Origin of the sequence: Ornatilinea apprima (assembly GCF_001306115.1) — a bacterium.
Classification (GTDB): Bacteria; Chloroflexota; Anaerolineae; order Anaerolineales; family Anaerolineaceae; genus Ornatilinea; species Ornatilinea apprima.
The window spans coordinates 1-12,959 of record NZ_LGCL01000026.1 but is presented as its reverse complement, the minus strand read 5'-3'; the positions used below and the strand labels follow the sequence as shown (position 1 = coordinate 12,959).

Annotated in this window: 15 protein-coding genes; 9 read left to right on the top strand and 6 right to left on the bottom strand. The window is 54.8% G+C overall.

Features of this window, described 5'->3' with window-relative positions; genetic code table 11:
* Positions 1-39: 39 nt before the first annotated feature.
* Positions 40-1,299: a GTPase ObgE gene (gene obgE / locus ADN00_RS11735; RefSeq protein WP_075063183.1), complete on the top strand. Its 1,260-nt coding sequence runs from the start codon at positions 40-42 to the stop codon at positions 1,297-1,299.
* 11 nt (positions 1,300-1,310) lie between these two features.
* Positions 1,311-1,925, top strand: a complete 615-nt coding sequence (nadD, locus tag ADN00_RS11730) for a nicotinate-nucleotide adenylyltransferase (protein ID WP_082390096.1) — start codon at positions 1,311-1,313, stop codon at positions 1,923-1,925.
* Between the two features lie 123 nt (positions 1,926-2,048).
* On the opposite strand, the gene ADN00_RS11725 is transcribed toward nadD, so the two are convergent.
* From ADN00_RS11725 to ADN00_RS11710, 4 genes are all read right to left on the bottom strand, one after another.
* Entirely contained in the window at positions 2,049-3,065 is a 1,017-nt protein-coding gene (locus tag ADN00_RS11725) for a bactofilin family protein (RefSeq protein WP_075063182.1), read from the bottom strand.
* A complete protein-coding gene (locus ADN00_RS11720; RefSeq protein WP_075063181.1) occupies positions 3,062-3,598 on the bottom strand; it encodes an anti-sigma factor family protein in 537 nt (178 codons plus the stop codon). The genes ADN00_RS11725 and ADN00_RS11720 overlap by 4 nt, the downstream gene beginning before the upstream one ends.
* Positions 3,579-4,172, bottom strand: a complete 594-nt coding sequence (locus ADN00_RS11715; protein WP_075063180.1) for an RNA polymerase sigma factor — start codon at positions 4,170-4,172, stop codon at positions 3,579-3,581. Before ADN00_RS11715 ends, ADN00_RS11720 begins: the two co-directional genes overlap by 20 nt.
* A 76-nt stretch (positions 4,173-4,248) precedes the next feature.
* Entirely contained in the window at positions 4,249-4,899 is a 651-nt protein-coding gene (locus ADN00_RS11710; RefSeq protein ID WP_075063179.1) for a deoxynucleoside kinase, read from the bottom strand.
* A 287-nt stretch (positions 4,900-5,186) separates the two neighbouring features.
* On the opposite strand from ADN00_RS11710, the gene ADN00_RS11705 reads away from it, so the two are divergent.
* Together ADN00_RS11705 and ADN00_RS11700 are read left to right on the top strand one after the other, a co-directional pair.
* Entirely contained in the window at positions 5,187-6,779 is a 1,593-nt protein-coding gene (locus ADN00_RS11705; RefSeq protein WP_082390095.1) for a histidine kinase N-terminal 7TM domain-containing diguanylate cyclase, read from the top strand.
* Entirely contained in the window at positions 6,760-7,659 is a 900-nt protein-coding gene (locus tag ADN00_RS11700) for an alpha/beta hydrolase (protein ID WP_075063177.1), read from the top strand. Before ADN00_RS11705 ends, ADN00_RS11700 begins: the two co-directional genes overlap by 20 nt.
* Here ADN00_RS11700 and ADN00_RS11695 read toward each other — a convergent pair.
* Positions 7,656-8,768, bottom strand: coding sequence for an aminotransferase class I/II-fold pyridoxal phosphate-dependent enzyme (locus ADN00_RS11695; protein WP_075063176.1), 1,113 nt, complete (start codon positions 8,766-8,768; stop codon positions 7,656-7,658). The genes ADN00_RS11700 and ADN00_RS11695 overlap by 4 nt on opposite strands.
* Positions 8,769-8,908: 140 nt before the next feature.
* Here ADN00_RS11695 and ADN00_RS11690 point away from each other — a divergent pair, with 140 nt between their 5' ends.
* Positions 8,909-9,841, top strand: a complete 933-nt coding sequence (locus tag ADN00_RS11690; RefSeq protein WP_075063175.1) for an MBL fold metallo-hydrolase — start codon at positions 8,909-8,911, stop codon at positions 9,839-9,841.
* Between the two features lie 39 nt (positions 9,842-9,880).
* On the opposite strand, the gene ADN00_RS19810 is transcribed toward ADN00_RS11690, so the two are convergent.
* Complete coding sequence (locus ADN00_RS19810) at positions 9,881-10,447, bottom strand: hypothetical protein (RefSeq protein ID WP_075063174.1); 567 nt, start codon at positions 10,445-10,447, stop codon at positions 9,881-9,883.
* A gap of 98 nt (positions 10,448-10,545) precedes the next feature.
* Here ADN00_RS19810 and ADN00_RS11680 point away from each other — a divergent pair, with 98 nt between their 5' ends.
* The 4 genes from ADN00_RS11680 to ADN00_RS20305 form a co-directional block, all read left to right on the top strand.
* On the top strand, positions 10,546-11,514 hold the full coding sequence (locus ADN00_RS11680) for a methyltransferase domain-containing protein (RefSeq protein WP_075063173.1): 969 nt from the start codon (positions 10,546-10,548) through the stop codon (positions 11,512-11,514).
* 111 nt (positions 11,515-11,625) lie between these two features.
* Positions 11,626-11,940, top strand: a complete 315-nt coding sequence (locus ADN00_RS11675) for a hypothetical protein (protein ID WP_075063172.1) — start codon at positions 11,626-11,628, stop codon at positions 11,938-11,940.
* A gap of 41 nt (positions 11,941-11,981) precedes the next feature.
* Entirely contained in the window at positions 11,982-12,590 is a 609-nt protein-coding gene (locus ADN00_RS11670) for a hypothetical protein (RefSeq protein WP_075063171.1), read from the top strand.
* The coding region (locus ADN00_RS20305) for a hypothetical protein (protein ID WP_152966337.1) at positions 12,502-12,959 on the top strand (458 nt) is incomplete at its 3' end. The genes ADN00_RS11670 and ADN00_RS20305, both read left to right, overlap by 89 nt.

Here is a 12,959-nt window from a genome sequence, read left to right as displayed (position 1 = left end):
GGCGCGCCTGATCCCTGTGAAGAATCAAGAGAGTAGTGTATGTTTATTGATGAAGCCTGTATCTTTGTGCGTTCTGGAAAAGGTGGGGATGGTATGGTCCATTTTCACCGCGAGAAGTATGTTCCGCGCGGCGGCCCGGACGGGGGCGATGGCGGTAAGGGCGGCGACGTGGTGTTGGAGGTGATTCCAACCCTGAACACGCTTTCCAATTTTCGCCACCAAACCCGTTACGAAGCGAAAAGCGGCGCAGCTGGCGGCCCCAACAATATGTCTGGCCGCTCGGCGGAGGACCTGATCATTCCGGTGCCACCCGGAACGCTGGTTTATAATGATGCCACAGGCGAATTGATGGGAGATTTGGTCTCCGCGGGGCAGCGCCTGATCGTTTGCAAAGGCGGGCGCGGCGGGCGGGGAAATCAGCATTACGCTTCTTCGCGCAACCAGGTGCCGCGCATGGCCACGAAGGGCGAACCATCGGAAGAATTGAATTTACGCCTGGAATTGAAATTGATTGCCGATGCCGGACTGGTGGGCGTGCCCAACGCGGGTAAATCCAGCCTGCTGGCCGCGGTAACCAATGCCCGGCCCAAAATCGCTCCGTATCCCTTTACGACGATTGAACCTAACCTGGGTGTGGTGGAACTGGACGACACGCACACCATGATTCTCGCCGATATTCCTGGGTTGATTGAAGGCGCGCACATGGGGGTGGGGTTGGGTGACGCGTTCTTGCGGCATATCCAGCGCACGCGGGTACTGGTTCACATTCTGGACGGCCTTTCGGAAGACCCGCTGGCTGACTTTTCGCAGATCAACAGTGAAATGGCGCTGTTTGACCCGGGGCTGGCGCGCAAACCGCAGATTATCGCTTTCAACAAGATGGACCTTCCGGAAGTTCAAGAAAAATGGGCGGCGATTAAAAAAGTTCTGGAGAAGAAGGGCTACGAAGTCTTTTCTATTTCGGCAGCTGCCCGCCAGGATCTGCGCCCGCTGATGTGGCGTGTGTATCAGTTAATTGAAGAAACGCCCGAGCCTGAGATCAAAGAAGAGCTGCCCGTTTACCGGGTGGAAGAAGCCCCGAGCGCGTTTGAGATATTCCAGGACGAAGAAGGTTACCACGTTACCGGCAAAGCGATTGAACGCGCCGCCGCGATGACCTATTGGGAGCATGATGCTTCGGTGCGGCGTTTCCACAAGATTTTGAATGTGTTGGGAATTGAAGACGCATTGATCAAAGCGGGTGTGGAAGAAGGCGATACCGTCTTCATTGGCGATTATGAGCTGGAATGGTCGGATTAGGCAAAAGCTGAATGATGGGCAGGCTGGGTATTTTTGGTGGGACCTTTGACCCTCCACACTTGGGGCATTTAATCCTGGCGGAGGAGTGCCACTTTCAACTGGAACTGGACCGATTGTTGTGGGTGGTCACGGCGGATCCGCCGCACAAGATTGGCCAGGTGTTCAGCCCGGTGGAAATGCGGGTGAAACTGGCTCAGGCTGCTGTGGAAGAGGAAGCGGCGTTTGAAATCTCACTGGTGGATATTCAGCGTCCCGGACCGCATTACGCGGTGGATACGATCCGATTGACCCGGCAGGCGTACCCTGCTTACTCTGTGGGATACATCATGGGTGGCGATTCACTGCACAATCTGCCGACCTGGTACCATCCTCAGGAAATTGTTCAGGCGTGTGATTTTATTGGGGTGATGCGCCGCCCGGGCGACGATATTAACCTACCGGAATTGGAAGCAATCCTACCTGGCTTGTCGGCCAAAGTTGAATTTGTGCGGGCTCCGCTATTGGAAATATCTTCGCGAGAAATCCGCGAGCGTATCCGCGCAGGGCAGCCGTTTCGACACTATTTACCGTCAAAGGTATATGAATTGATTATGCGTGAGGGCTGGTACCACCCGAGGGGTGATTAGTCGAAACTGTTCCTGTGAACAAAAAGAGGCCGGAAAGGCCTCTTTTTGTTTCTATCGGTGAAACAGTTCAGACTCCCCCAACCGGTGCCAACGCGAGCGCCTTGTGGCGCTCGTTGGTTACATTTATTCAGGCTTATTTTCCTGCACACCGGCTGGTACGGTATGCGGAGCGGTGGGGGTGTAGGTGATGGTTCCAAAGCGGCTGAGGAACACCCCGCCCAGGCCAAACATGGATACCAGGATCGGGATAGTCCAACCTACGCAGGGGATGGCGTTGAACAGGCTGGCAGTGAGCGAAAGCACCAGCGTGCCCAGGCCAATGCTGACCGCCGGAGCCCAGGTCTGGTGGAAGAGAGCTTCCATGCGCTTGCCCAGTTCATAGCCAATGGCAACCCAGCCAAACAGCAGGCACAACCCCAATGCTAGAATACCGATCAAGCCCAGCGGGATGAGAATGATGGTAACGATCAGCAGGATCAACAGACCAGGGGCGACCACCATCGTTAGCAGACCCAATCCCCAGGATGCAAATGGCGAAGCCATGAAAGACCCGGCAACGTGTTCAATGGGTTTTTGCAGGAAAAGGCTGAGCAGGGCGGCAAAGGCAGCCAGGGCAATCGCCTGGAAGATGGCCCAGAGGAAATCCCAAACCGGTTGGAGATTGATTCCGAAGGGTTCCTTTTTGGGTTCGTCGAAAGAAGGGAAGGGCACCTTTGGCAGGAAATTAAAATCCATGTCTGAAGGAACGTCGAAGGACAGCGACCCGGTGATGACAGCTTCATCGGCTTTATTCAAAACCGATCCAACCGTGTTCACGTCGCCATGCACCACCGCCGTCTCTTCCAGGTTGATGCTGCCGCCTATGGCGGTAACAGAGCCGAAAATTTCGCCGCTGGCAGATAAAGTGCCACCGGTGATGAGGATGTCGCCGTAAACAGACGATCCCTTTTCGAGGGTGGCCTGACCACCAATCACGACAAGACCGCCGTTCAGTGTGTCCCCGCTTTCTAAGGTGTACGTGCCGCCGAGCACAACTTCTCCATCGGGAGAGGTTTGAGCCGCCTGGACAGATACGGGTGATGCAAAGAAAAGAGCGGTAAAGAGAACCAGAATCAATAAGCAATTTTTGAATTGTCTCATAAGTTATGCACTCCTCGGGTCGAGAGCCGCCAGATGGTGCCTGCCCACAAAATGCCTAGCAAACTGAAGGTAACGGTGGCAAAAACCCAGACTACAATCGGAATGGCCGGAGGTAAGATTTGCAAAAAGGTCATGATGACCTGTGGTAATTGGTTAAAGCGCAGCACCGAGAGGGTGGTAAATTGAATACCGGTGATCAGCCAATCGGTGGGCGAACTGGTGAGCAGTAACTGGCTAAAAATCAAAACAAATAATAGGCCGCCAGACAGGAAAAGGGTGGTTAAGAACTTGCGTACCTGGCGCTGCTGCTCGCGCGCTGTTCGTTCTGCCAGGCTGGCTTTCCACCGGTCGGCAAAACCGGGGGAGGGGGCGAGAATCGGGGCGACACGAAGCCGCTGCTCAACCTGGTGAAGAGAAGCCCGCAAACCGGTACACTCGTTGCATTCCTCCAGGTGTTCACTGAAGAGTTCCAATTCCTTTGGCGTGAGATCGTCTTCTTCAAAGATCCATTTCTCAAAAGGCTGGTGATTCATGGCATTTCCTTTCAGAGTTGGCGGATTCGGGGTGCTCGGATTTCCACTCTTCGGCAAGCTGCTTGCGGGCGCGGAACAGCCGGCTTTTAACGGCGCTCACTGATAGATCGAGAGACTCACTAATTTCCTCTTCCGACATTTCGTACCAGTAACGAAGCACGATCGCTGCCCGATCGGTTGGTTTTAAAGTAGAGAGAACCCGGCGCATCACCCTTTCTTCCTCTGATTTGTTAAATGTGTTTTCTGGATCAGGAGTTGAGCCGGGAACAATCTCGTCTGGAATCAATTCCATGGAAAAGGTTGGCAGCCTGCGTTTTCTTTGCTGGTCAATGCAGTAATGCGCGGCGATCGAAAGAAGCCAGGTAATAAAGCTGCGGCCTTCGTCGTAGCGCTTGATGTTGCTGTACGCGCGCCAAAACGTCTCTTGAGCCGCATCTTCAGCTTCTTGCGGGTTGCCCAACATACGGTAGCAGAGGTTATAGACGGGTGTCTGGTAAGTCTCCACAACGCTTGTAAAGGCATCTCCATCGCCCTCCCGCAATTTTCGCAGGATATCTGCTTCGAGGTTACTCACGGTTGCTCCTGATGGTTTCTATATCTATCCCATATACGGAAAGCGCACCGAATGGTTGCAGAAACTGAAAAAATACTTAATCCGCCGTTTTTGGAAAGATGATCTCTTCTTTGCCGGATAGTTTTTCCTGGATGCGTTCGACGACAATATCGAGGTGTTTGGGCTGGTTGACAAAATCGAGATCATCCGTGCGAATGGTCAGCACCGGGCAGAGGTCAAAATTGGTGAGCCAATCGTCGTAGTACGATTCGAGCAGGGAGAGATAATCCTGTGAAATGCCCGTTTCCATGTTGCGTGCGCGGCGGTGAATGCGCTCCATCAGGATCGGCACGGGTGCTTTAAGGTAAACCAGCAGCGAGGGGGCGGGCAGGCTGCGCACAACCAGGTCAAACACGCTGCGGTACGACTGGTAATCGATTTCGTTGAGGTTGCCCATGTGGTGCAGAGCGCGGGCGAAGATATAGGCGTCTTCGTAGATGCTGCGGTCGATGATGGCCGAGCGCGGGTCTTGCCACAACTCGAGGTGCTGTTTGGCGCGGTGCCCCAAAAAGAATACCTGCAGGTGGAAGGACCATTGGCGCATATCGGCGTAGAAATGGGAAAGGTAAGGATTGTCGGCAACTGATTCGTAGGCTGTGCGCCAGCCCAGCCGCTCTCCTATGCGCTCGGTGAGAGATGTTTTTCCGGAACCAATGTTACCAGCGACAAGAATTAGTTTTTTGGCCATGCTCTACACTCCTAGATGGTTTTCAGCTAAATGGGGAACAATGCGGAATCAATGCCCGGATACCTGCTCAAGATGGGTACCCAGTGTATTTTCTATTATACCCGCCTCTACAGCGGACCGCGGATTTGACTGGAAAAATGTAAAAATAATAATATTGTTACTAAATTATTACCAAAGGATTGATTTCTATATAAATTATGTTAAAATGGAAAAAGCACGTTTTGTTTGTACAGGTATATTTACCGGTAGCTGACAACAAACTGAGCGAATCGCAATCAAGGGGATAAATGACGCTCTCAAAAACTATGTTTGTTGTACCGATCCTGCTCAACAGTATGCTGGTGATTTTCCTCATGGCGCTGAGCTGGACGCACCGGAAAAAGCGGCTGGCGCAGGCGTTCCTGGCTGTGCTGGCCTGTCTGCTGGTCTGGTCGCTGGCACATCTTCTTGAAGTGTTCAGCAATACGCTATCCAATACATTATTTTGGGAAAATGTGCGAATATCGGGCAGTTTCTTGCTGTCGTTCTTTTGGCTAGCTTTTGTGGGTATTTACACCGGCCATGAGACGCTGGTGAAGAAATATTCCAGGTATCTCATCCTGTACCCGTTGATTCTGATTGCGTTGATGTGGAGTGATTCTTCCCATCACCTGTTTCGCCATCTTCCAGGGATGGTGCGGCCGGTGTATGGCTTTGCCGTCCTCAACAACTCTTACACAAGCTTTTTCTATCTGGCATTTTCTCCCTTTACTGCGGTAATGTATCTGGCCAGCCTTGGACTGCTGGCGGAATCTTTCCGCAAGTCGCGGGGCAAGGTTCGCAGCCAGCTGGTGCTGCTGACTGCGGCAATGATCGTCCCGCTGCTGGCTGAACTGATGTTTCTGCTGGGCACAACGCCGGTGCCGCAGATCAGCTTTACTTCGCAGAGCTTGATGCTGGCAAGTATTCTGCTGGGAAGAGCGGTGTTTCAGTTTGACCTGTTCCAGAGTGTTTTATTGGCGCGGGATGTGGTGCTGGAAACCCTGCAAGACGGTGTGATTGTGATTGACCGTTACAATCAATTGCTGGATATCAACCCGGCGGCGATGATGATGCTGGGACTGGCGGCCAACCAGACCAGCGGTCTGCTGGCGGGGGAAGCTCTGAAAGCGATTCCCAACCACGCGGAGCTGCTGGCCGAACAAGAAATTTGCTGCAGCGAAACGCATATTGGGCAGCTTTTTTTGGAAGTGAATGTAGTGCCGGTGCGTGACAGCAGCCAGGCCATCACGGCGCGCATTTTCACCCTGCACGACATCACCGAGCGGGTGCTTCTGTTCGAGCAGATCAAACAGCTTGCCAGCTATGACGCGCTGACGGGCGTTCTGAACCGCTCAGTTTTGTTTGAAAAGGCGGACGATATCGTCTCTGCAGCGCGCGGCGGCGGAGCGGCGTTTTCTTTGATTATGCTGGATATTGATCAGTTTAAGCGCATCAACGACCTTTTTGGCCACCAGACCGGTGATCGGGCATTAAAGGCGGTGGTTGACCTGTGCACCTCTCAACTGCGCGCCGGCGATCTGGTGGGGCGCTATGGGGGTGAGGAATTTGTGGTGGTGCTGCCGGATACGAACCTGCATGAAGCTCAACAGATTTCGGAGCGGCTGCGCCAGGCGATTGAACAGTCGCCCCTGGATACGTACAAAGGATATTATCAAATTACGTCGAGTTTTGGCGTGGCCTGTTCCGACTTGTTTGGCGAGGAAGCCAGCCTGGAAAAGATGATCTGCGCCGCGGACCAGGCGCTGTATGAAGCCAAGGGAAAGGGCGCCAACCAGGTGGTGGTGGTTGACCAGCAGCGGGTCACATTTGAAGGGCTATATGAACGCGTGGCTGCTTAAACGCTTGCTGGGCGTGGCAAACCGCGCCGGGCGGTTACTGCTGTTTCACTGGCAGACGCCGAACGCGCGATTGCTGGCGCGCGGGCTGGCTTACGGCCCGGACGCGGAACAGCGCCTGGATGTGGTCTCAGCCGGGGAAGGGGCAGGGCGTCCGGTGCTGGTCTTCTTTCACGGCGGTGGGTGGCTATCGGGCGACAAGGCCAGCTACACGCGGGTGTGCAAGCAACTGGCGCAGGCCGGCGTGGTGGTGTTCAACGCTAATTACCGCCTGGGGCCACGCTACAATTACCCGGCGCAGCTTCAAGACGCGGCCCGCGCCGTGGATTGGGCCTGCCAGCACGCGGAGCAGTTCGGCGGAGACGCGCGGCGCGTTTTTGTGGCGGGCGATTCGGCGGGGGCGCACCTGGCTGCCTGGGTAACCACGGCGCTCAACCAGCCGCTGCTGTGGCAGGAGATTGGTGTAAGAATGAGTTTGCCCGCCCAGGCGCTGCGCGGGGCGCTGCTGTTTTTTGGCGTGTACGACTTTGAGACCGTGCTCAAGACGAGTTTCTGGAATATTCACACGATGACGCACGAAGGTTTCCTGGGCACGGACAGCGCGCTTTACGCCGAGCGGGCGCGAACCGCTTCGCCGCTGCGGCATCTTTCGAGGGGCTGCGCGCCGCTGTTTCTGTGCTGCGGGGAAGTGGATCCGCTTTCCCCCGAGTCGGAGGCGCTGGCGGAAAGAGCCAGAGAAATGGGCGTCCCAACGGAGACGCTGTTCTTTTCTCGGCGCGAATACCCTGAGGCGCGGCACGCCTTTTTAAGTATTCCCTTTTTGGCCTGCACCCGGCAAGCCTTCACGGCCGCCAGCCAGTTCATCCGCCAGCGGGCTGCTTAAGCCGCCGCGTCGAGATAGGTCTGCAGGCGGCGCAGGGCTTCGGGCAGGTTTTTGCGCCCCAGGCCAACGCGGAAATAATTCCCTTCCATTTCAAACATGCTGCCAGGCACAATCATCACGTTTTGCTGTTGAAGCACAGACAGGCAGAACTCGTCCACACTGCCGGGGCCGGTGTAGTGCGGCAGGGCGATGGGGCCGGCCAGGGGCGGGATCCACTCCAACCAGGTCGCGTTGTGGGCGAAGAAGGCCTGGGCCAGGGCGGTGTTGGCGCGAATAATGCCCAGGTTGGTTTGCACAATCTCTTCGCGCGCGCGCAGGGCAATGACCGCCAGCACTTCGGAGGGGGCGCTGGAACAGATGGTGGTGTAATCTTTGTAGCGTTGGAAAGACTGGATCCATTCGCGGTTCCGCGCGGCCAGCCAGCCGGCACGCAGGCCGGGCAGCGACATGGATTTGGACAACCCGCCCAGGCTGACGGCGTTGGGGTAGGCGTCGCAGGCGGCGGGCAGACGGTCTTCGGTTTTGTATTCCAGCAAGCGGTACATTTCGTCGCTGAAGAGGATCAGGTTGTGTTGGGCGGCCAGGTCGATGATCTTCTCAAACAGGGCGCGGGAGGGGAGAAATCCGCTGGGGTTGTGGGGAAAGTTGACCACCAGCATGCGCGTGTTGGGACGGATGAGGTCTTTGATCTGCTGCGGGTCGAGCTGCCAGCCGGAGGTGGTTTGCCGCAGCCAGCATAATGAGACCTGGCAGCCGCTGTCGGCGGCGACCTGGTAGAGCGACTGGTAGGCTGGCGCCAGGCAGATGACGTGATCGCCGGGGCGCAGCAAAGTTCGCATAGCGATATAAATGCCTTCCTCAGGGGCGAGCGTAATGACCTGATCAGGGTGAACGCGCGTGTACAGGGTGGAGATCTCAGCGCGCAGCAGGGGCAGCCCCTGCGATTCGGTGTAACCCAGGCTGAGGTTCTTCCACAAATGTTCGGTTTCCGGGTCGCAAAGGTTCAATAGCGTTTCCAGCGAAAGGCTTTCACAGTCGGAACTGCTCATCAGTACCTCGGCGCTGAATTCGTGCTGGGCGAAATATCGTTCAAGTTTGAAGGGCTGCATGCTTCTTCCATTTCCTGGTCAGGTGGGGGATTCAAAACCTGACCATTTGATAAAGATAAACCCATCTTTGGATGGGGTACAAAGGACTGCTGTGATTATAAACTGGGATCAATCATCTTGATCATTTCAGGCGAGGAACCATGTTGAAGAAAATTCTTTTGGGTATTTTTCTGGCGGGCATTCTATTGATCGTGAGTGTGTTCGCGCTGGCCGCGATGCGCTACGGATTGGAATTGGGCAAGCCGACTGAAGCGGCCCCGGCGGCGATGTCGCTGGAGGAACTGGGCAGCACGAAGTCTTTGCAAATTGTGCCGTTGTATGAATTTGATCTCTCCAGTGATTTGCTGGCCGGTGGGCACGGCGTATCGTACCAGATCACCACTGACCAGGCCAACATTCTGCTGGATTTTGGCTACAACGAGACCAATACCTATCCCTCCGTGTTGGAAGACAATATGGGGTCATTGGGAATTGCGCTGTCTGATTTTGACGCGATTGTGATCTCGCACGACCACCCCGACCATGTGGGCAGTGTGGGCAACTGGTTGTCGAATACTTTTTCTGTGGGCAGGCAGCCCGATGATTTAAGCAATATGACGGTTTATGTGCCGGTCAAAATGGAACACCCCAACGCCACTCTGACGGTGGTGGACCAGCCGGTCAAGATCGCCGAAGGTGTGGCGACTTTAGGCCCCATGTATTTTGATTTTTCTTTCCCATTCAATGTGCTCAAAAAGTGGCACTACGAGCAGCCGCTGGTGGTGAATGTGGAGGGTGTGGGCTTGATCCTGATCACCGGCTGCGGGCACCCCGGCATTGAGCGCATGGCGGCGCGCGCCGAGCAAGTATTCGGCGAGCCGGTAGTGGGAGTGATCGGCGGGCTGCATAACATCACCCAGACGCCGGAACAATTGGCAGAAGATATTGCCTTTATTCAAAACCTGAACCCGGTGCTGGTGGCGGTGTCGCCGCACGACTCGCTGCCGGAGCAGATTGACCTTTTCCGCCAGGAATTTGGCGATACCTACCGCGACATCCGCCTGGGTGAAGCGATTGTGATCAGCGCAGAGTAATTATCCGAAGGCGCGATACCAGCCTGGCCACGAAAGTGGTCAGGCTCCCAGGTTTAAGATGAGGACAAATCCACCCGCGCACAGCGCCAACCCCACCAGGCACAGCACCGCCGCCGGGCCGAAATTGGCGTTGAGAATGGAGGGCAGAGCCTCGACAATGCGCGCGATGGCCTCAATGCGGTCGGTGGGGGCGGGGGGCTTGCCGTGCTGCGCGGAGGAATCTGCAGGCGGCGCGGCCGGCTGCTCTCCGGCGGGCGGGGCAGGCTCAACCGGCAAAATGTCGGCGTCTTCGGGCGGGTCGCCCGCGCCGGAGAGGGCCGCGGGGTGCTCTTCATCCGCGGCGGCCTCGCTCTGCAGGCGGGTTTGCGGAGCCAGGTTGATGGCGCGGATTTCGGCGCTGATCAATTCGTCGAGGGAAGCCAGAAAGGTGGCGCGCGGCGGGACGGGCTGGGCGGCGGCTCCACGGCGCATGACCTGCGGAGTAAGCTCCAGGGTGCGGGGGTAGAACTCGGTGATCAGATTGACGCCCTGGATGATGACCCAGGCCCCCAAAAGGATTAAGACCACCGCGCCGCCAAACTGAATGAACATGACCGGAGTAAACATAATACCCTCCTGCTGAAAACCATCCGGTAGACGGGGTTAATGAAATTGTAGCCAATGCGGCGCGGATTTACAATCGCGCCAGGCCGAAAGGAAGGCGCATGCAAAGTTTAACGCAAACGGTTGGCGCAGATCAACACGCGCTGTTTCAGGCCGTGCTGGCCAGCATTCAGCGGCGCTACGAAAGGTTCGCGCAAAAATCGCTGCGCGATGTGGCCGCCCTGGATGAAGACTTTTTGGCGGTTGAGCCGGAGGTGGCGCGTTTATGCGGCGAGCATGGCGCGCAAATGGCGGCCCTGCTGGCCGATGAGCGCGCCTTCAACACCCTGCTGGGGCAGTTTGTTACCGCCACGCTGGACTTCACTTACCGCAGCAACCAGTTTTTGCAGTTCGACCGCCTGGAGACGGCTTACCTGGTCTCGCTGTACCGCGACTACCTGAACGGCATGCGCGCGGTGCTGGCGGTGAACCGCGCTCCCGGCGAGCTGCAGCGCGAGCTGAGCGGCCTGATTCGCAAACATTTTGACGACCTGAAGCGCAACCTGGAGCGCATCGCGCGGCGCGGGGAGAACCCGTTTCTGTACCAGACGGTGGTGTGCGAAGACTACAGCCCGGAACTGCAATTGCGGATTTTGGGCCTGCGCGTGGAAGACCTGCTGCCCCCGGTGCTGGACCTGGGCTGCGGGCGGCGGGGTGGTCTGACGGCTTACCTGCGCCGCCAGGGCGTGCCGGCCGTGGGTGTGGACCGCATTGTGGAAGACGCAGACTACCTGCGGGTGGGCAACTGGCTGGAAGTGGATTTGCAGCCGCAGAGCTGGGGCACGATCCTCTCGCACATGGCCTTCAGCCATCACTTCGCCTTTCACCACCAGTACGCCCACGGCGAAGCGGAGCGCTACGCGCGCCGGTACATGGCGATTCTGGGCGCGCTGAAGCCGGGCGGGCGCTTCTGCTACGCGCCGGGCCTGCCGTTGATGGAAGATCTGCTGCCGGGGGAGAGATACGCGGTGAAAAGAATGGAGACCGGGCTGGCGGGCTGGTACGCCTGCCAGGTGGAGCGGATGGGGTGAAGAGCAGTGGTTTTGTTATTTGGGTGAGTATCTGCAGGCCAAATATTATTAATCAAATCAGATAGAATATTTATAAGAAATTTTTTCCTGAATTGTTTAACGGGCGAAAAGATGAGAAGTGAAATAGAGCGGTTATTTAATGAATTGAATAGCGAACCAGTTGAGACTGGGTTTGCGAACCTGGTTGAAGGTCTGGATATCGATATAAATTACTATGAAAGCTACATCGCGGGTATGGTTACTGTGTGGCTGAATGGATCGTCATTGCCGTTTGAACAGGTGGATCGTGGAGAAGACCTTAATCAGCGCTTGGATCAGGCGATTGAGTGCATTCTGAGATTCAAGCAACGAAAATGCAAAATCGATCAGATAGTTGACTTATTACTTAAGAACTCATCAGTACATGGCAGTACTAAGATTAGTTGAGTGGAATAAAACCCATCTTGAAGCTAATGAGTGGAGTTCTGATGAAAAAAACTGGTGTGATTCTCTTCATTATTCTGATATGGATCCCGTCTATGATCGGCGCCAGATTGCTAAGCGCATTTTATTGCTATACCCTACTTCTTCCTCCAAAGGACCCTGAAATCCCCGAAATCATCGCCAGCAGAATTGGCATACAGGCTGAATGGGATGCAATTCAAGACTATCTTTCTTATGGATCAATAAAAGTAGGAATGCACAGGAATGAGGTTCTTGGAATCATTGACCAAATAGGACCATACCGAATTGAACTATTATATCCCTTCGATAATTCTTCAGAGGATTTCAATGTTGACCTGGAACCTTTCTATGAGGAAAATTTTTATTTTATTGATGATCTCACAAATCGGGAACTCGGTGTTTGGTATTTTGACTATGATTTTGGCATCCTAACCTCATTTTATCGAGAGGATTTATACCTGGATATTGGCGAGGGAATAGATGAAGAAGATAAGTCGCTCAAAGTTAAGACTATTCTTGATCCTTGGTTGGATCGTTTCCACCGTGGCGTTTTATGTCATTCCTGCACGGGTATGTTATCAGGCAAGATATACACCGCAACCAGACATAGAAATTGCTCGGGAGATTGCTAAAAGGATTGGACTGGAGTCGGATTCCTGGTTTGCAATTATCAGTTATTTGTATTATGACCAACCAGAAATTGGTGCAACTAAGGACGAGGTCCATCAAGTATTAGGGTTGATTGGGCCTTGGGAAATCACCTATTCAGGCGAACCAAAAAGAATTAATCTGGATGACCGCCCCATTTCTGGAGAATATCAGGAGATAATCCAGTTTTCAGAAGAAGATCTGAATCGGGGCTTGCATAAATGGGTAGAAGCTATCTCAAAAATGGTAAACTCAGGCTCAAATCCTCACGAGGAACGAGCCGATGGACCTTACAGACGAACAATGGAAAGTAATCAAACCGCTTATACCAGAACCACCGAAACGAGCCGATG